Genomic DNA, 17,940 nt, shown 5'->3' with positions numbered 1-17,940 from the left:
GCGAATGTGCTCTGGACGAACAGCACTGTCCAGGCACGAACAAATGTCGTCCCCCTGTGGTCCACTGCTTTGAACCCCGACTCAAGGAGAGTGTTCCATGTCGTCCGACCGTTATATCAATTTCGCCAACTCCGACATGGGGCGGCGATTGGTGAAAGCCGTGGGCCTGCCCACCCCGACGCGTCTGGAACGCTGGCAGGCAGGACGCCTACGCCCCATCGAAGGCCCCCTGCTGATCAGCGCAGGCCCGCTGGCCGATCAGGTCCGGCTGTGCGCCCAGCGCCTGACCGATGCGGTCTACAGCCTGGGCAGCGACGTGCCCGGTGCCACCGCCTGGATCGCCGAGCAGGGCCCGCGCCTCAAGGCCGTGGTGTTCGACGCCAGCACCCTGCAGCGCACCGAGCACCTAGTGCAACTGCGTGACTTCTTCAAACCATTGCTGCGTAACCTGGAGCGCAGTGCGCGCATCGTCATTCTCGGTCAGGCGCCAGACACCCTGGACGATCCGCTGGCCGCCAGCGCCCAGCAGGCCATCGAAGGCTTCAGCCGCTCCCTGGCCAAGGAAGTGCGCGACGGCGCCACTGTGCAGTTGCTTCGCGTTGAAGCCGGAGCCGAAGGCCAGCTTGAAGGCGCCCTGCGCTTTTTCCTGTCGCCCAAGAGCGCGTTCATTTCCGGCCAAGTGTTGAACTTGAGTGCCTGCGACCGCCAGGTGCAGGACTGGAGCCGCCCGCTGGCCGGACGCCGGGCGCTGGTCACCGGCAGTGCCCGGGGCATCGGGGCGGCCATTGCCGAAACCCTCGCCCGTGACGGCGCCAAAGTGGTATTGCTCGATGTACCGCAGGCACGCGCCGACCTGGAAGCCCTCGCCTCGCGCCTGGGCGGTCAGGCACTGGTGCTGGACATCACCGCCGACGATGCCGCCGCCCAACTTGCAGAGCACCTGCCCGACGGCCTGGACATCCTGGTGCACAACGCCGGCATCACCCGCGACAAGACCCTGGCCAACATGACGCCGGACCTGTGGGACGCGGTGCTGGACATCAACCTTGATGCGCCGCAAAAACTCACCCAGGCGCTGCTCGACAGCGGCACCCTGCGCGACGGCAGCCGCATTGTGCTGATGGCCTCGATCAGCGGCCTGGCCGGCAATCGCGGGCAAACCAACTACACCACCAGCAAGGCGGGGTTGATCGGCTACGCACGCGCCCTGGCGCCCACGCTGCAAGCCCGCGACATCAGCATCAATGCCGTGGCACCGGGTTTCATCGAAACGCGCATGACCGAGCACATGCCGTTTGCCCTGCGCGAAGCCGGACGGCGCATGAGCTCGCTGGGCCAGGGCGGCCTGCCCCAGGACGTGGCTGAAGCGGTGGCCTGGCTGGGCCAGCCGGGCAGCGGCGCCGTCAGCGGCCAGGTGCTGCGCGTCTGTGGACAAAGTGTCATTGGGGCCTGAGGCCGCCAATCCGTTCAAGGAGAACCTGCAAGATGACTGCTCACTGGCGCTATCTGGAAAGCCTGCAACCGCTGCCCAACCTGTTTCTCCAGGCCGCCCTGCGGCGCAAGGTCAATGGCACTCGACTGCCGGAACTGGGCCTGCGCAGCTGGCTGGACGTCGATGCCCACAAGCTGGCCGATTATCGCCGCGTGTGCGGCTTTGCCGACAGCAGCCTGCTGCCGCCGACCTACCCGCATGTGCTGGCTTTCCCGCTGCAGATGCAACTGATGACTTCGGCGGATTTTCCTTTCCCGCTGCTGGGCCTGGTGCACCTGGCCAACCGCATCAGCATCCACAGGCCGCTGGGCGGGGTCAGCAAGGTCTATGTCAGTGTGCAGGCCGTTGACCTGCAACCCCACGCCAAGGGCGCGACCTTCAGCCTGGTCACCCAGGTCGACGATGGCATGGGCCTGCTCTGGGAAGAACACAGCACCTTTCTGTGCAAAAACGTGAAAATCGACGGCCCGCTTGGCGGCGACTTCGAGCCGTCGCCTTTGCCACTGACCGAAGTCACGCGCTGGGACACCCCGGCGGCCACCGGCCGGCAGTACGCCAAGGTGTCGGGTGACTACAACCCGATCCACCTCAGCGCACCGAGCGCCAGGCTGTTCGGCTTCCCGACCGCGATTGCCCACGGTATGTGGCTCAAGGCCCGCGCCCTGGCGGCGCTGGATGACCACTTGCCGGCCTCGAACGTCGAGATCGCCGTCCAGTTCCACAAACCGGTGCGCCTGCCCGGCCACGTGACCCTGTCGGCCAGCGCCGCCGGCTCCCACGGCCAGTTCCGCGTCGACGGCCAGCAGGCCGGCATCGAGCACCTGACCGGCGAATGGAAGCCGATCGACGGCTAACCCCACCACGCAGGAGCTGCCGGGCGACTCCTGCGCACCAGCAAAGATGCTTGCCTGTCGAGCCATTGCCCCTGAAGCTATGCCGCCTCAGGAGACCATTGATGAACCTCGAAGAACTGACCACCCGCCTGCACCGCATTCGCGATACCAACGACTGGAAGCAATTTCACAGCCCCAAGAACCTGGCCATGGCCGCCAGCGTGGAAATGGCCGAGCTGGTGGAAATCTTCCAGTGGCTCAGCGAGGACCAGTCACGCCAGTTGCCACCGGAAAAGCTCGCGCATGCAGGCCAGGAAGTGGGCGATATCGTCCTGTACCTGTTGCTGCTGTGCAGTGAACTGGGCCTGGACATGAACGAAGTGGTGCGCAGCAAGCTGGCCGACAGCGAACGCAGGTTTGCCAAATGAGCGACGTTCAGGCGCCCGGCAGCGACCGGCACTTCGACCAGTTGGCCACCCGCTTTGCCGAAAAGATCTATGGCGGCGCCAAGGGCGCGATCCGTCTGGCCGTGCTGCAGGCCGACCTGACCGAAGCCTTGCCCGAGCGCCCCTTGCGCGTGCTGGACATCGGCGCAGGCCTGGGCCACATGTCGCTGTGGCTGGCCGGCCTGGGCCATCAGGTCACGTTGGCCGAGCCGGCCGGCCCCATGCTTGAAGGCGCCCGGCAACGCTTTGCCGAGGCCGGTTGCAATGCCACCTTTATCCAGGCGCCCTGGCAGGCCCTGCCCGGCCTGCTGCATGAACCTTACGACCTGGTGCTGTGCCATGCCGTGCTGGAGTGGCTGGCCGAGCCCTACACCCTCTTGCCGGTCCTGCACCGGCTGACCGCTGCGCAAGGCTGGTTGTCGCTGGCCTTTTACAACCGTGATGCGCTGGTCTACCGCAATCTGCTCAAGGGGCACTTTCGCAAGCTGCGCGGCGACAGCCTGGCCGGCGAGAAACAGAGCCTGACGCCGCAAGAGCCGCTGGACCCACGGGAAATGGCGACGCAACTTGGCGCTCACTGGCAGGTCGAAAGCCAGAGCGGCGTGCGTGTATTCCACGATTACATGCCCGTCGATTTCCAGAAGCGTGCCGATCTGGACGCCTTGCTGGAAATGGAACTGGCCCACCGCCGCCATCCGGCCTTTGCCGGCCTGGGCCGTTACCTGCACTGGATCTGCCGACCGGTGTAAACCACCACGGAGACTGTCATGAACCCTCGACTCGCCATGCTTGCCATCGCGCTGGGGATCACGGCCTGTCAGAGCGACAACCCGTACCACGCCGTTTCCAGCCCCCTGCCGCCGGCCCCGCCACAGGCCGCGCAGGCCGTGGACCTGAGCGCCTACCCGCCGGCGCCGCGTGACTATGCACGCTACCGCAGCTGGCGCTGGCAGGACAATCGCGGCCCCGATGGTTCGGCCTGGGTGGACCCTGCGCTGATCGCCGAAGCGGTCAGCAATGGCCTCGACCAGCGCGGCCTGCGCCCGGCGCGCACGGCCGCCACTGACCTGTACGTCAGCGCCGACAGTCGCCTCGAAACCCGCGTGCGCCAGGTGCGTGACGACTACCGCGACCCGTATTACGGGGGTGGCCTGGGCTATGGCGGTTATCGGCAGGGCTATGGCGGCTACGCCACGGTACCGGTGGTGCGCACCTATCAAGAGCAAGTGCTGGTGGTGAGTATCCGCCTGTTCGATGCCCGGACCGGCCAACCGGTCTGGAGCGCCAGCGCCGAAGCACCCGGCGGCAACGATCAGGCCGCCCGCAGCCAGGCGCTGCGCCAGGCTGTGCAACAGGCCCTGACGGCGTATCCTCCGTCCTGACCCCTTGGAGAAACGGCCATGTACCTTCGCCTTGCCCTGCTGTCCTTTACCTTGCTGCTGGGCGCTTGCCAAAGCAGCCAGGTCAACCGCGACTTCGACGCCCGTCGCGACTTTGGCGGCTATCGCAACTGGAGCTGGCAAGAGCCGGCGGTGCAGTACCAGCCCGCCGACCCGCGCCTCAAGAGCGACCTGACCGAGCAGCGCGTACGCGATGCGATCAACCAGCAGCTTGACCAACGTGGCCTGCGCCAGGCAGCGGCCGGCGCACCGGCCGACCTGAAGGTCCAGGCCTGGCTGATTGTCGAAGACCGTCAGCAACTGGTCAGCACAAACTACGGCAGCGCCTGGGGACCGTGGGGCGGTTACGGGTCCTGGGGCGGACCGATGGCCACTGAAACCCGCAGCGTCGACTACAAGGTCACTACCCTGCAGATCGACCTGTTCGACGGCAAGGACGGCAAGCTGGTGTGGCGCGGCAGCACCGAGCGGATTCTGGACCAGAACCCGGCCAACCCCGCCGCACGCGATACAGTTGTGCGCAACACCGTGGCAAAGATTCTGGAACAGTACCCGCCACGGTGATTTCACCCACTTGAAGCCCGGAGCCAGATCAGCAAGGCTTATAACGGCGGCGCGTCAGAGGCCAAAGCGATTGCACGCGCCAGCCCTTTCGCGACCGTTGGTCGCTCCTACGGGATGGGTGTCGTGCCTGGATCCGGGCTCGACACAAAATCCGTGGGAGCGAGCGCACGGTCGCGCAGGCGTTCTGAAGTGCTTACAACCAGACCCGCACCGTCTGTTGGGCGCCTTCGCTCATGTCCAGCACCTGGACCTGACCGGCCTCGCACAGATCCGCCCGCACCTGCGCCAGCCACGCCAATCGCCCGGCCGCGTTGACCACCTCGACGCGCGCCACCGGCGCCTTCATCGACAGCCTGGCGTCGGACTTGGTCTTGCGAATCGCGGTCAGCACCGCACTTACGCTGTCCAGCGAAGCGTCGACATCCCCTTCGGCCACCTGCCCCGACGGCCATTGGGCCCGGTGCACCGACCCCGACTGCCAGCGGCACCACACCTCTTCGCAGGCAAAGGGCAGGAACGGCGCCAGCAACCGCTGCAGGACACTCAGCGCCTGCGCCAGGGCCTGGCGAGCCGAGGTGCCTTCAGGACGATAGGCGCGGCGCTTGACCAGCTCGACATAGTCGTTGCAGAACCACCAGAAGAACCCTTCGATGCGGTTCAGCGCGCGGCTGTAGTCATAACCTTCCAGTGCCGTCGTGGCTTCCAGCGTCACCGCGCCCAAACGTTGCAGCATGGCCAGGTCCAGCGGCTGGTCAATGTCGCCTTCGAAGTCACCCGGCAGCCCCGGCACGAACGTCGACAGGTTGACCAGCTTGAGCGCCAGGCGCCGACCGATCTTCATCTGCTGTTCTTCGAACGCAGTGTCGCTGCCCGGCCGACCCAGCGCCGCCCAGTAACGCACCCCGTCGCTGCCGTATTGATCCAGCAAGGCTTGCGGGGTGACCACATTGCCCTTGGACTTGGACATCTTCTTGCGGTCCGGATCAAGGATCCAGCCCGACAGCGCCACATGCCGCCACGGCACGGCGGCGTGCTCGAAATGGCTGCGGACCAGGGTCGAGAACAGCCAGGTGCGGATGATGTCGTGGCCTTGCGGACGCAGGTCCATCGGCCAGACCTGATCGAACAGGCTGTCGGCTTCCTCCCAGCCGGCGGCAATCTGCGGGGTCAGCGAACTGGTGGCCCAGGTGTCCATGATGTCGCGTTCACCGATAAAACCACCTGCCTGCCCGCGCTGTTCAGGACAATAACCGGGCGGTGTGTCCAGAGTCGGGTCGACCGGCAGGTCAGCTTCGTCCGGCAGTATCGGTGTGTCGAAGTCCGGCTCACCCTGCGCATCCAGGCGATACCACAGCGGCAGCGGCACGCCAAAGATGCGCTGGCGGCTGATCAGCCAGTCGCCATTGAGCCCGCCGACCCAATGTTCGTAGCGGCTGCGCATGAACGGCGGCTGCCAGTCCAGCGCCCGCCCATGCGCCAGCAGGTGCTCGCGTAACGCCTCGCTGCGCCCGCCATTGCGCAGGTACCACTGGCGGGTGGCGACGATTTCCAGCGGCTGGTCGCCCTTCTCGAAGAACTTCACTGCATGGCGCATCGCCTGCGGCTCGCCGATCAACCCGCCACAGGCTTGCAACAACGCCAGCAGGCGCTTGCGCCCCTGGTTCAGGGTCAGGCCGGCCAGTTCCGCCCAGGCCTGACGGCTGCCCACCGTGCCAAGCCAGTCGGGGGTTTCGCTCAGCAAGCGACCGTCACGACCGATGATGGGCCGGGTCGGCAAATCCAGTTCCCGCCACCACAGCACATCGTTCAGGTCGCCAAAGGTGCAGACCATGACCAGCCCCGTGCCCTTTTCCGGGTCGGCCAAGGCATGGGCCAGCAGCGGGACCTCTACATCGAACAAAGGTGAGCGCAATCGCTGGCCAAAACGCGCCTGATAGCGGCTGTCGTCCGGGTGAGCGATCAAGGCCACACAGGCCGCCAGCAACTCCGGCCGGGTCGTGGCAATGCTCAGCGACGCACCGTCGGCAGCCGTAAACCGCAGGTCGTGCCAGGCGCCGGCGACCTCGCGGTCTTCCAGCTCGGCCTGGGCCACGGCAGTCTGGTAAGTGACATCCCACAGGCAAGGCGCCTGCTGGCTATACAACTCGCCGCGCCGGTAATTGCGCAGCAAGGCACGCTGGCTGATGCGCTGCGCACGCGCATCGATGGTCGCGTAGGTCAGGCTCCAGTCCACCGACAGGCCCAGTTGCATGAACAAGGCCCGGAAGGCCTGCTCATCGATGGCCGTCAACCGGTGGCACAATTCGACAAAATTACGCCGGCTGACAGGCACAAAATCCCCACGCCGGGCCGGTACGCTTTCTGGCGGCGCAAAATCCGCCTGCCAGGCCGCATCGGGGTCACAGCGCACGCCATAGAAATTCTCGACCCGGCGTTCGGTGGGCAGGCCGTTATCGTCCCAGCCCATGGGGTAGAACACGGCCTTGCCACGCATGCGTTGAAAGCGCGCAATGATATCGGTATGGGTGTAACTGAAGACGTGTCCGACATGCAGGGCGCCTGAAGCGGTGGGCGGCGGTGTGTCGATGGAATAGACGGTGTGACGCGGTGCACTGCGGTCGAAGGTGTAGGTGCCTTCTTGCAGCCAGCGCCGGTACAGACGGTGTTCGAGGGTGTCGAGCGAGGGTGTGGCGGTGGGGTCCGGCGACAAGGTCATACGTTTAACGGTGACATGGCATCCTCCTGTTATCACTTGGGGGTACAGCCAAATGCTGCGCCCGAGTACCGTTTATAACGGTCGGCGTACGATTAGTAAATCGTGCGCATCGATCAATGACCACCCATCCACTTGGCTGGCCCATAGCCAGCGCCGGCCAGCGGCCTTTACTACACTGCATGACGCATGGGTGAGTGAGTCAAAGGAGTGCCGCATGTCTCGCCTGAATCGTGATGTCGCGCAACCCGCCAGGCAGCGGGGCGCCATCGGCCTGGTGGCGGCCCTGACCCTGGCTCTGGCGATGCTGTTCATGCTGACGGTGATCGACAGCGGCCGGCTGTACCTGGAAAAACGCTCGCTGCAGCGCGTGGCCGATATGTCAGCGCTGGAGGCGGCGACCCTCAAGGGCAACTGCGCCGCCGGCAGCAGCGCCGCGCAGTTTGCCCGTCAGAGCGCAATCCGCAACGGCTTTGACCCTGAAGCCGAGGGGCAGGCCATCAGGGTTGCCTGCGGCACTCTGAGCGTCGACGCCGCTGACAGCCGGCGCACCTTCGTCGAAAACACCACCAGCACCCAGGCCGTACAGGTGATCGTGTCACGCGCCGTCCAGCGCAGCGTGGCCGCCGGTATCGCGGCCTCGTTCAGCGGCGAGCCACAGGCGGGCACCTTCACCCTCAGCGCCAGGGCCGTGGCCGCCGCCGCGCCGCCGCTGGCACAGCTGAGCCTGCGCAACATCGCAGCGGGCATCGACAGCAGCCAGTCACCACTGCTGGACCTGCTGTTCAGCAGCCTGCTCGGTGGCAATCTGCAGCTGGGTGCCGCCAGTTGGAAAGGCCTGCTCGATACTGACCTCAAGCTGCTCGACTACCTCGACCGGCTCAAGCTTGATCTGAACCTGACAGCCCTGGATTACAACCAGGTGCTGGCCACCAACGTCACGATCAGCCAGTTGATCCAGAGCATGATCAACCTCCTGCAGACCAACAGCACCGCCACGACCGCCGTTACCGTACAAGGCCTAAAGACGCTGCAGGCCGCCGTCGGCAGCGCAACTGTCACGCTGGGTGACCTGATCAAAGTGCAGGGCGGCACCGACATTGCCGGGCTGTCGACCAGCCTGCGGCTGGTCGACCTGTTGCAGACCCTGGCCCAGGTGGCGAACAAGAAGAACGGCATCACCGCGTCGGCGCAGATCAATCTGGCACCGCTGGCGATGATCACCACACGCATCCAGGTCATCGAGCCGCCCCAGTTGTCGGCCATTGGCGACCCCAGCAAGATCAACCCTGCCCTGCCGGTGGCCAGCGACCCGAACCGCATCTACGTGCGCACCGCACAGACCCGGGCACTGGTGTCGATCAACCTGCCGCTGCTGGATGTGCTGAACAAGCCACCGTTGTCGGCCGTGACCGGCCTGGTCGGCAGCCTGACGCCGATCCTCAACAGCGCCCTGAGCCTGGACATCAAGGGCTTGCTCGGAGGCGTGGGCTGCCTGCTGGGGGCCAAATGCATGTTCACCGACTTCAAATTCATGACCTCGGGCACCGCAGGGCCGCGCATCGACCTCAGCCTGGCCCTGGCTGCTGCCGAAAGTTATGTGACCGGCTACACCTGCACCAGCAACACCAACAAGTCGTTGAACGTGCGGACCACGGCCACGCTGCTCAATGCCCGCCTGGGGCTGATCGACAGCGCAGCGGCCTTTCCGGCCAGTACCGACCCATTGGCCGTGGTCGCCCAGCCGTTGCCGATCATCGACATCGGCACCCAGACCTGCACACAGTTGCTCGGCGGCCTGCTGGGCACCTGCACAGCCCGTGTGCCTTTCGGTGGCGGCGGCGTGGGGCTCAGTTTCAATCCACTGAACAATGCCATTGTCGGCACGGCTGCAAGTATCAACAGCACCTTCACTTCCCCCAATCTGCCGGAGATCGGCACGCCCCCCTATTACCTCGGTAACGTGGCTACCGTCCTGCCCAGCACCGTGCTCGACGGCCTGGTTTCCGGCGTCAAGGTGCAAGTCTATAAACCCCTGGCCAACAACGCGCTGGGCAATGTGATCACCGGCACCGGGACCCTGCTCAATACTCTGCTCGGACTGGTGAATACCGAAATCATCGACAAGACGCTCAAGCCGCTGTTGACGGCCCTGATCGACCCGTTGCTGAACGGCCTGGGCCTGACCCTGAACCCGACCGACGTCGGCGCCAACCTCAGTTGTAATATCGGCCAGGCCACGCTGGTGATATAGGCGCTATCACGCAGGAAAACAGGAGCATCTGCTGCGCCCGTACCGCCGCATTCGCCAGCAGAGCGGCTTCCCACAGTCCGGTGTCAGGCCCGGAATTCAGGGTCACATCAATCCTGTGGGAGCGACCAGCGGTCGCGAAAGGGCAGTAGATTCAACCTCTTCAGTGCCTGACAGCCTGCATTCGCGACCGGTGGTCGCTCCCACGGGGTAATGCCAGTCAGTCAAGCTGAATGTCGTCGAACGCTAACGTGCAGGAGGGGCCGGGCGGCGATCCACTTCAGCCGGGAACCAGGCGCCGCCGGTCTCTACAGCAGTGGCAAGGCAATCCTGAACTGCGCGCCCTCCCCCACATTGCTGACGCTCAACCGGCCGCTCATCTGCTCGATGATGCCATAGCTGACCGACAACCCCAGTCCGGTGCCGACACCCACCGGCTTGGTGGTAAAGAACGGCTCGAAGATGCGCTCCATCAGCCGTGGGTCGATACCGCCACCGTTGTCCTGCACAGTGATCACCACCTGATCGGCCTCTGGCCGCACCTGCACCTCGATCATCGGCGCCAGCTCAGGCCGGGTTTCCTTGCGCGAGAGCATGGCATCGCGGGCGTTGACCATCAGGTTGATCAACACCTGTTCCAGCTGGTCGCCATGCCCGCGCACCTGCAACGGCGCCCCGCGTTCACTGGCCTGCACCTGCACGCCCTTGCCCTTCATGCCCTCGCTGAGCATGGCCAGCGTGCCTTCGAGTGCATCGAAAGGATCGAACACCTGCTCCTGGACTTCCGAGCGCCGGCCGAACACGCGCATGTGGTCCACCACCCGGGCCGCACGTTGCACCTGGCTGTCGATGCGGTTGAGCTTTTCGGTGATGTATTCGACATCGATATTGCCGCGCTCCAGACGCTTGAGCACGTTGATCACCGCCATGCGCATCACGTTCAGCGGCTGGTTGATCTCATGGGCCAGGCCGGTGGCCATTTCGCCCAGCGTGGCCATTTTCGCGCTCTGGTTGAGCTGCATGCGCGAGCGACGCACATCCGTGTTGTCGCGGCCCACCGCCTGCACCTCGACCAGCGTGCCCGCCTGATCGAAGACCCCGCGATCGGCCCACACCCACCAGGCATGCTCGCGGCCCGGCAGTTCCAGGCAGACCTCGGCCGTGCTCAAGGGCGACTCGGGCGTCAGTTGCGCAATGCGCTGCATGAAATCAGTGCGTTGCTCAAGGCTGAACCAGTCGCCCAGGTTGACCCCAGGCAGTTGCTGCGGGTCGCACTCCAGATAGGTCGCCAACGGCCGGTTGCCGAAAGTCAGCACCAGGTCCGGGGTGTAGCGGCAGATCATCGCCGGCGAATCCTCCACCAGGATCCGGTAGCGCTCCTCGCTCTCGCGCACCCGTTCGGCGGCCAGGGTCGCATCGGTCACATCCAGCCACAGGCCGACCGCCTCCACCGGCATGCCCAGGTCGTCGCGTAGCAGCCGGGCCTCGTCCAGCAGCCAGTGATAACGGCCATGCTTGTCGCGCAACCGGTAACGCCGGCTGACCAGGCCCTCGCGCAGCAACTGGCGGTTGCGCTCGAACCAGATGTCATGGTCTTCGGGGTGAATGTAGTCGGCCAGTTGCCCGTCGATGCAGTCGGCCAGGGTCCAGCCCAGCAGCGGGGTCAGGCTGTCGCTGAAAAAGGTCGGTTCCAGATTGCCCTGGTCGTAGCGCTGCACGTAGATCACTGCCGGCGAACTGGCGATCAGGTTGCCCAGCCGGGCATGGGCGGCGGCAGCCTCGGTCTCCTGGTTCTTGATGTCGCTGACATCGAGCATGAAACCGAGCACCCGCTGCACCTGACCGCTGATCAAGGCCTGGCCCTGGATGCGCAGCCAGAGCGTGTCCTGTCCCGGATCGACCTGTGCCAGGCGCACGCACAGTAGCATGGGCGTGCCCTTGTCGCGCAATTGCACCAGGCGGCTCGACAGTTCCTGACGGTCGGCAGGGTGAATCAGCGCCAGCCATTCAGGACGCGACAGGCGGTCGATCCGGTCGCTCAGGCGCAGGCTGCGCACCAGCTGCGGCGCCATGAGAATCTCGTCGCTGTCAGGCAACAGCTCCCACCAACCCGTGCCCAGCAGGTCCTGCAACACCGCCAGGCGCTCGACATGATGGCGGTTGTGCTGCTCGGACAGGCGAAACAGCACAGGCCCCGCCAGCGCCGAACACAGGTTCAGCCATTCGCGCTCGCCCAGGTCCGGCGCCTGCCGGGCGGCATCGTAGAAGCCGAACATCAGCCAGGCACGGGCGATGCCATCACGGCTGTGCGCCAGCAGAAAACCGTCGGCATTGGCAAACATGCCTTGCAGCGGCGACAGCTCGGTCTGTCCGGCAAAATGCAGCGCATGGGCCACATTGACGTCCAGCCGGTCGAACTCGCTGCCCAGCCGCTGGCCGACCTGCCACAGTTCGGGCGCGGTGTGCGCGCTGTACTGGCTGTAGACGCGCCAGCCGACGCCACTGGCTTCGGGCAGCGCCAGCGCCACACAGGGCACGTGCCACATCTGCGCCAGTTCCTGCAACTGCTCGGCAACCACGCTGACCAGCCGCTCGGCACTGCACACGCGGATATTTTCAGCCATCAGCCCGGCAAAGCGCAGGCATTGCTGGCGGATGCGTGCGGCACTGGCCTCCTCCATCAGGTCACTGATATCGAGCAACTGCAATAACCAGTCCTTGCCGTGATGCTGCACCCAGCCGCGGGCATGCAGGGTGTGGCCGTCGCTGCTGCGAAAGTCCAGGTCGAGCATGTGCCCGACCCAGTCCTGCGGCACGCCTTCGATCACCAGCGCACTATTGGGCAGCAACAGGCTCATCAGGCGCTGGTTGACCACCGCCTGGCTGCTCAGCCCCAGGCGATTGAGCAACAGGGTGCTCAGGCCTTGCAGACGGCCCTCTTCGTCAAGTAACAGGTACAGGTCGGCACCGATCGCCTCGGGTTCGGCATTCGTCGCAATGACAGGCGCGCTGGCCGGCGCCTCGGAGCGCCCCAGCCAACGACCCAGACGGCTCTTTTCAAGGGACAAGTTGAAGACTCGCTTGGGCAGACAGGACGGAAGGCAGTCTCGGCACTTCGCCGATGACCGGCAGGGTCAGCAGGGGCAACACCTGGGTGAGCTTGGCCTTGGGGTAATTGATGCTGACCGTGAGCAGGCCGGCGACGAACTTCACCTCGATGTCGCTGGCCGCAAGGTTCAGCGAGGGCGGCATCCAGCTCAGCTGGCTTTGCACTGTGGCTTGCGCCTGGGTAATCACCAGGGCGTTGTAGGTGGCGGTGCCGATGTTCGGGCTCAACGCCACACTGCGACGCACCGCCTCGCTGGTGGCCGCATTGAACGACTGCATCATCAGCAACGGCAGGCTGTAGCTGACCAAGGCATAAAACAGACCGAAAAAGATCACGAACACCGCAGCAAACTCGATGGCAGCGGCGCCTTTCTGGTGGCGTGGTCCAGATAATTGATCGGCACGCATGTCGACGTCTACCCTGACGATGCTCCTGCAATGAGCATAGGTTCTTTCAGAAAAAAAGGACGTTTTTTACACCATGAAATTACTTTTCCTACTCACCTGGTTTGCCGTATGTGCCGAGCAGGATGCCCGCCATAAACAGATATCCAATGCCTTGACCCTGGGTGGTTTTGTCGCCGCCCTGGGCTGGCTGCTGTACAGCGGCCAGACCTGGCTGGGCGCCGACGCGGCTGAAGGCGGCCGGGCGCTGTTGCTGGCGCTGGCCATGACCCTGCCCGGCTACGTGCTGGGCCGGCTGGGGGCCGGTGACGTCAAGCTGCTCGCCGCCCTGGCCCTGGCCAGTAGCAGCCTGTACCTGCTGGGCACGTTTATCGGTGCCGCCGTGGCCGCGCTGATATGGCTGGCCATTCGCCGCCCGCTCTTTCGCCATGCCGGTCAACGCCTTGCCCGGCGCTATGCGGCGATGAATCCCGACGTGACAAAAAAATTTCCCTTTTCACCGTTACTGTTTGTCGGGCTGTTATCCGTGGCGTTTTTTACCCACTAGTCAGAATCACTCCCGGGGCCGGTGTACAGAGTCAGAAAGTGCGTCTAGGTTTACTGCATGCCCGCCATATTCGTCGCGCTCTGCCTCGCAGATCGCAGGCGGTCGAGCGTAATCAGGGACAAGTCGCCAGGGAGTCATGCGTGGTCAAGTATTCGGCGGTAAAGGTACTGGTGGTCGACGATCAACCGCTGATCGTCGAGGAACTCAGTGAATTTCTCGAAGCCAGTGGTTACATCTGTGTTCCCTGCACCAACAGTCGCGAAGCCATCGAGCGGTTTCGTGACACGCCCGACATCGGGTTGGTGCTCTGCGACCTGGACATGCCCGGCATGAACGGCATCGAGCTGGTCGAGGCCATGAAGCTGATCGGCGGCAAGCAACACCTGTTCGAGGCCATCATGCTCACCGGCCGGGCCGAGAAAAAAGACGTCATTCGCGCCTTGCGCGCCGGCATTGCCGACTATTACCAGAAGCCGGTCGACCTTGATGAACTGCTTGAGGGCGTGCAACGCCAGGAGATCGCGCTGCAGGAACGCCAGCGCAGCCTGAAACAACTGGGTTTGCTCAACGAAAAGCTGCAATACCTGGCCGCCTCCATCGACGACCTTTATCAGGACCTGGACAAGGCACGCGCCCATCGTGACCTGCCTTCGGGCAGCGATCAGGCGCTGGAAGAAAGCGACGCCGAAGTACCGGCGCTGTTCGCCGCCCTGTCCCCCCGGCAAATGGACGTCGCCCGGCTGGTGGGCAAGGGCCAGACCAACTACCAGATCGCCTGCGAACTGGGCATCACCGAAAACACCGTCAAGCTGTACGTCTCGCAAGTGCTGCGCCAGACCCACATGCACAACCGCACACAACTGGCCCTGGCCCTGGGCAACAGCACCGTGCGCCGGCAGACGACGGCGCATTGAGGCCGCCATAACACTGCGCCTACTTGCCCGACCCTACCTTGCCTTCCGCGCCCTGATCGTAGAACTCGGGGATCGGGTGCTTGTAGCTGTCCAGCCAGCGTTGCAGGCTTTGCTCGCGCTCGGCAGGCGTGGAGGTCTGCACCGTCTTGCTGGCGGCCTCACCGCGCACTTGCAGTTGCAACCACGCTTCGGTCTGGGCCTGGGCCGGTGAGGACGGACCGGGGTCGATGGCCCAGGCGCTGCCGCAGGTGCCGAGCAGCCAGAGCCCGGCCAGGATGACAGGCTTCATGGCGTGACTCCTTCATGACCACTGGCAACCGGACCAAGGCCGACGCTCATGGGGATTTCGCGGTTCAAGGCGGTGTTGCGCGGCACCGGGATCTTGCGCAGCACGGCAGGCTCGGGGATTGTGCCCTGCCGGATCAACTGTTCGGCACGCTGCTGGGCCTCACTGACCTGGCGCGGGGTCAGGCCAGTGCGGCTGGTCAGCTCGGCGGCGCGTTGCCAGTTGTCCTCATAAATCAGCAGGGTGACCAGGTTCTGCGCCGGCAGGGTGTCGGCCGGCTTGAGTTCCAACGCGGTCAGGAACTGAAAGCGCGCCTGGTCGACATTCATCAGGTTCAGGTAGGCCACGCCCAGGTCATTGCGGACCTTTTCATCGGTGGGCGCCAGTTTCGCGGCGCGCTGCAGGTGCTGCAGGGCCTGCAGGTAGTCGCTGCGCGCCGCCGCCAACTGGCCCAGGCCATGTTCGCCTTCGGCCGCACGGCAGGTGCCGAGCAGGCTGCTGTACAGCGGCTCGGCCTCGCGGCTGCCCAGCAGGCGCAGGATACGGGCCTTGCGCAAGCGCACCTCGCCCAGGTCAGCCGGCAGGCTTTCCAGATTGGCCAGGCTGGCGTGCAGACGGCCTTCATCGGCCATGGTCTGGGCCATGTTGAGGGTGAACTCCTGGTCGGAGGTCAGCTTGGGGCACTCGCCCTGGCTGGCACTCCCCGGCACCCAGGACGCACGATCGTCCGAGGCGCAGCCGCCCAGCAGCATGAGGACACAGGTCATGATCATGGCTTTCATCGGGTGGGTTTTCCTTGTAGACGCCGGGCGCGGGGGCCTGGCACATGTAGAGATCCATGAGGCATGAAAAATCTGCGACTGCTGGCGCAGCCGATCGCCGGCAAGCCGCCTCCCACAGGTCCCCTGTTTGATGCGCGACAGCGTGCCGCCTTGGCGCGGTGTCAGCAACACAGGGTGGGCTCCTACGGTGTCATGCCGATCAGTCAAGCCGGGGTTTACCCGATCTTGCGTCTGACACTCAATTGTGGGAGGCAGCTCTGCTGGCGATGAGGCCCGTAAAATCGACACATCTACTGCGTCTGCGCCACCGTATTGGCGAGCAGAGCGCCCTCCCACACATTCAGCATCTGACCAAATTCTTCCTGACTGCTCGGCATTACGCCTACGGTCGGGTGCCAGAAGGTCGTTCATCATTTGCTCCCCAGTGCATGGCTCAGGGCAATGAAGCCGGGGCCGGCCAGGACGATCAGCAGGGCCGGAAACAGAAACACCATCATCACCACCGACATCTTGGCCGACAGCTTGGAGATGTATTCCTGCAGGCGCGTCAGGCGTCGGTCGTCGATCAGTTGCTTGAGCGCCAGCAACGAGCGCAGCGCACCACCGCCTTGGTGGATCAGTTGATTGAGAATCACACAGGTGTCGCTGAACTCGTCCACGGCCAGCAGACGGGCGGTCTTGCGCAACTCTTCACCCAGCTCCAGCCCGGAGTCGACCCGCACCAGGATCAGGCGGATCTCTTCGGACAAGACTGGCAACAGCTGCCGCCCCTCGTGGCTCAGCACCCGCAGGGCCTGTTCCACCGCCATGCCGGACTCGAACAGGATGCGCAGCAGCGGGATAAAGGTCGAAATCTCGATCACCACCTGTTTTTGCCGGTGCCTGGCGACTGCGGCCAGGACGCGCTTGGGCAACAGGTAGCCCAGACCGACAGCAAACATCGGCGCCACAATCGGCTGCGCCACGTCCTTGTAGAACATAAACTGCACCAGCAAGGTCAGCACCAGCAGCCCGATCGGCACACCGATCTGACAGGCGGCGAACAGCGAGCGCTTGCTCGCACGGCGCCAGCCGACCCGGTTGAGCAGGTCGCGGGTTTCGCTGTCCATGCTGATCACCCGATGCCCCAGGCGGGTATCACCGAGCAGGCGCAACCAACTGCCGATATGGCTCTCGCGCACTGTCTGGCCCTTGAGCCGCTGGGCCACCAGGCGCTCGTTGCGGCGCTGGCCGGCGATATTCGATAGCAGCAGCGCCAGGGCCATCAGGAGCATCAAGCCACTCATCAGCAACAGGACCATGTCAGATACTCCGCATCATGCGCCACAGCGCCAGGCAGCCCATGGCCTGAAAGCCAAAGGCCGCCAGCAGCAGGGTCTGGCCGCCGTCGTCGTTCCACATGTGCATCAGGTAGCCGGGGTTGGTCAGCATGAAGTAGCCGACCATCGCCAGTGGCAGCGAGGCCAGGACCACGGCGGTCATGCGTGTCTCGCCGGTCATGGCGCTCAACTGGCGGGCCATCTGGTCGCGCTCGCGAATCAGCGTGATCAGGCTTTCCATCAACTCGCTGGCGTTGCCGCCATAACGGTGGTTGACCCGCAGCCCCAAGGCAAACATATGAAATTCATCGCGCTCGTAGAGCTCGGCAAAATCCTGCGCCGCATCGGGCAGGCTCACGCCCAGTTGCACATTGCGCTCGATCCGTCCCATGCCGTCACGCAGCGGCTGGTCGGCGGCCTCGATACCGTGCAGCACCGCATCGGCCAGGGTGCGGCCGGACTTGAGGCTGCGCACGCTATGGTCGAGCATCTGCGGCAACTGCTCGATCATGCGCCGTACCCGCTTGCGATAGCGCCACGACACGAACAGGCGCAAGGCCAGCGGTGCGCCGAGCAGCCCGGTGCCCAGGCCGGGCAGGCCGGCCAGCAGATACCCCAGCAGCATCGCCAGGCTCCACACCGTCAATGCCAGCCCCAGCCGGTCGGTCGGGCGTCCCAGCCCTGCCCGCAAAAAGGCACGTTCCAGGCGCTGCAGGCCGGGTCGTTCCGGCGTCGGCGCTACCCGCCCTTGATTGAGCCGCAGCATGATCCGCTCGCTGGCGCCGCGATTGAGGCTCAGGTAGAACAGATACAGGGCGATGCCCAGCAACAGGGCACACACCAGGGCCAGCACCCAGACCACGTTCATGCCCACCCTCCT

General features: G+C 64.7%; 16 protein-coding genes. 9 read left to right on the top strand and 7 right to left on the bottom strand.

Annotation, left to right across the window (positions count from 1 at the left end; translation table 11 throughout):
• Positions 1–97: 97 nt before the first annotated feature.
• From ASF84_RS21020 to ASF84_RS20995, 6 genes are all read left to right on the top strand, one after another.
• On the top strand, positions 98–1,453 hold the full coding sequence (locus ASF84_RS21020) for a 3-oxoacyl-ACP reductase (protein ID WP_056840767.1): 1,356 nt from the start codon (positions 98–100) through the stop codon (positions 1,451–1,453).
• Between the two features lie 32 nt (positions 1,454–1,485).
• Positions 1,486–2,346 carry a MaoC family dehydratase gene (locus ASF84_RS21015; protein WP_056840766.1) on the top strand — a complete coding sequence of 287 codons (861 nt, stop codon included), beginning with the start codon at positions 1,486–1,488 and terminating at the stop codon, positions 2,344–2,346.
• 101 nt (positions 2,347–2,447) lie between these two features.
• Entirely contained in the window at positions 2,448–2,753 is a 306-nt protein-coding gene (locus ASF84_RS21010; RefSeq protein ID WP_056840765.1) for a MazG-like family protein, read from the top strand.
• On the top strand, positions 2,750–3,520 hold the full coding sequence (locus ASF84_RS21005) for a methyltransferase domain-containing protein (protein WP_056840764.1): 771 nt from the start codon (positions 2,750–2,752) through the stop codon (positions 3,518–3,520). The genes ASF84_RS21010 and ASF84_RS21005 overlap by 4 nt, the downstream gene beginning before the upstream one ends.
• Positions 3,521–3,538: 18 nt before the next feature.
• The gene (locus ASF84_RS21000) at positions 3,539–4,153 is read left to right on the top strand and encodes a DUF4136 domain-containing protein (RefSeq protein WP_056840763.1); all 615 of its coding nucleotides are present in this window, start codon (positions 3,539–3,541) and stop codon (positions 4,151–4,153) included.
• An 18-nt stretch (positions 4,154–4,171) separates the two neighbouring features.
• On the top strand, positions 4,172–4,735 hold the full coding sequence (locus tag ASF84_RS20995) for a DUF4136 domain-containing protein (RefSeq protein ID WP_056840762.1): 564 nt from the start codon (positions 4,172–4,174) through the stop codon (positions 4,733–4,735).
• Positions 4,736–4,928: 193 nt separating this feature from the next.
• Here ASF84_RS20995 and valS read toward each other — a convergent pair whose 3' ends face one another.
• A complete protein-coding gene (valS, locus tag ASF84_RS20990; RefSeq protein WP_082481747.1) occupies positions 4,929–7,451 on the bottom strand; it encodes a valine--tRNA ligase in 2,523 nt (840 codons plus the stop codon).
• A 214-nt stretch (positions 7,452–7,665) separates the two neighbouring features.
• Here valS and ASF84_RS20985 point away from each other — a divergent pair, with 214 nt between their 5' ends.
• Complete coding sequence (locus ASF84_RS20985) at positions 7,666–9,702, top strand: pilus assembly protein TadG-related protein (RefSeq protein WP_056840761.1); 2,037 nt, start codon at positions 7,666–7,668, stop codon at positions 9,700–9,702.
• Between the two features lie 305 nt (positions 9,703–10,007).
• Here the strand turns inward: ASF84_RS20985 and ASF84_RS20980 are convergent, their stop codons facing one another.
• Positions 10,008–12,767, bottom strand: a complete 2,760-nt coding sequence (locus ASF84_RS20980; RefSeq protein ID WP_056840760.1) for a PAS domain-containing sensor histidine kinase — start codon at positions 12,765–12,767, stop codon at positions 10,008–10,010.
• A complete protein-coding gene (locus ASF84_RS20975) occupies positions 12,757–13,215 on the bottom strand; it encodes a TadE/TadG family type IV pilus assembly protein (RefSeq protein WP_056840759.1) in 459 nt (152 codons plus the stop codon). The genes ASF84_RS20980 and ASF84_RS20975 overlap by 11 nt, the downstream gene beginning before the upstream one ends.
• A gap of 73 nt (positions 13,216–13,288) precedes the next feature.
• Here ASF84_RS20975 and ASF84_RS20970 point away from each other — a divergent pair, with 73 nt between their 5' ends.
• Positions 13,289–13,759 (top strand): prepilin peptidase, encoded by a 471-nt coding sequence (locus tag ASF84_RS20970; RefSeq protein WP_056840758.1) that lies wholly within the window; start codon positions 13,289–13,291, stop codon positions 13,757–13,759.
• 140 nt (positions 13,760–13,899) lie between these two features.
• Positions 13,900–14,673 (top strand): response regulator transcription factor, encoded by a 774-nt coding sequence (locus tag ASF84_RS20965; protein WP_056840757.1) that lies wholly within the window; start codon positions 13,900–13,902, stop codon positions 14,671–14,673.
• Positions 14,674–14,692: 19 nt separating this feature from the next.
• Here ASF84_RS20965 and ASF84_RS20960 read toward each other — a convergent pair whose 3' ends face one another.
• The 4 genes from ASF84_RS20960 to ASF84_RS20945 all read right to left on the bottom strand — a co-directional run bounded on the left by ASF84_RS20960 (position 14,693) and on the right by ASF84_RS20945 (position 17,928).
• A complete protein-coding gene (locus ASF84_RS20960) occupies positions 14,693–14,962 on the bottom strand; it encodes a DUF3613 domain-containing protein (protein ID WP_056840756.1) in 270 nt (89 codons plus the stop codon).
• Positions 14,959–15,741, bottom strand: coding sequence for a tetratricopeptide repeat protein (locus ASF84_RS20955; RefSeq protein ID WP_082481745.1), 783 nt, complete (start codon positions 15,739–15,741; stop codon positions 14,959–14,961). The genes ASF84_RS20960 and ASF84_RS20955 overlap by 4 nt, the downstream gene beginning before the upstream one ends.
• Before the next feature lie 410 nt (positions 15,742–16,151).
• Positions 16,152–17,042 (bottom strand): type II secretion system F family protein, encoded by an 891-nt coding sequence (locus ASF84_RS20950; protein WP_056840755.1) that lies wholly within the window; start codon positions 17,040–17,042, stop codon positions 16,152–16,154.
• A gap of 1 nt (position 17,043) precedes the next feature.
• On the bottom strand, positions 17,044–17,928 hold the full coding sequence (locus ASF84_RS20945) for a type II secretion system F family protein (protein ID WP_056840754.1): 885 nt from the start codon (positions 17,926–17,928) through the stop codon (positions 17,044–17,046).
• Positions 17,929–17,940: the final 12 nt, after the last annotated feature.

The organism is Pseudomonas sp. Leaf127, assembly GCF_001423155.1.
Taxonomy (GTDB): domain Bacteria; phylum Pseudomonadota; class Gammaproteobacteria; order Pseudomonadales; family Pseudomonadaceae; genus Aquipseudomonas; species Aquipseudomonas ovata.
The sequence above is the reverse complement of the archived record's forward strand: the minus strand, read 5'-3'. Positions and strand labels throughout refer to the sequence as shown.

Coding starts and splice junctions, on each gene's coding strand:
- ASF84_RS21020 (WP_056840767.1), top strand. CDS start 98: ATGTCGTCCGACCGTTATATCAATTTCGCCAACTCCGACATGGGGCGG.
- ASF84_RS20995 (WP_056840762.1), top strand. CDS start 4,172: ATGTACCTTCGCCTTGCCCTGCTGTCCTTTACCTTGCTGCTGGGCGCT.
- valS (WP_082481747.1), bottom strand. CDS start 7,451: ATGACCTTGTCGCCGGACCCCACCGCCACACCCTCGCTCGACACCCTC.
- ASF84_RS20975 (WP_056840759.1), bottom strand. CDS start 13,215: ATGCGTGCCGATCAATTATCTGGACCACGCCACCAGAAAGGCGCCGCT.
- ASF84_RS20960 (WP_056840756.1), bottom strand. CDS start 14,962: ATGAAGCCTGTCATCCTGGCCGGGCTCTGGCTGCTCGGCACCTGCGGC.
- ASF84_RS20985 (WP_056840761.1), top strand. CDS start 7,666: ATGTCTCGCCTGAATCGTGATGTCGCGCAACCCGCCAGGCAGCGGGGC.
- ASF84_RS20945 (WP_056840754.1), bottom strand. CDS start 17,928: ATGAACGTGGTCTGGGTGCTGGCCCTGGTGTGTGCCCTGTTGCTGGGC.
- ASF84_RS21015 (WP_056840766.1), top strand. CDS start 1,486: ATGACTGCTCACTGGCGCTATCTGGAAAGCCTGCAACCGCTGCCCAAC.
- ASF84_RS20955 (WP_082481745.1), bottom strand. CDS start 15,741: ATGAAAGCCATGATCATGACCTGTGTCCTCATGCTGCTGGGCGGCTGC.
- ASF84_RS20950 (WP_056840755.1), bottom strand. CDS start 17,042: ATGGTCCTGTTGCTGATGAGTGGCTTGATGCTCCTGATGGCCCTGGCG.
- ASF84_RS21000 (WP_056840763.1), top strand. CDS start 3,539: ATGAACCCTCGACTCGCCATGCTTGCCATCGCGCTGGGGATCACGGCC.
- ASF84_RS21005 (WP_056840764.1), top strand. CDS start 2,750: ATGAGCGACGTTCAGGCGCCCGGCAGCGACCGGCACTTCGACCAGTTG.
- ASF84_RS20970 (WP_056840758.1), top strand. CDS start 13,289: ATGAAATTACTTTTCCTACTCACCTGGTTTGCCGTATGTGCCGAGCAG.
- ASF84_RS21010 (WP_056840765.1), top strand. CDS start 2,448: ATGAACCTCGAAGAACTGACCACCCGCCTGCACCGCATTCGCGATACC.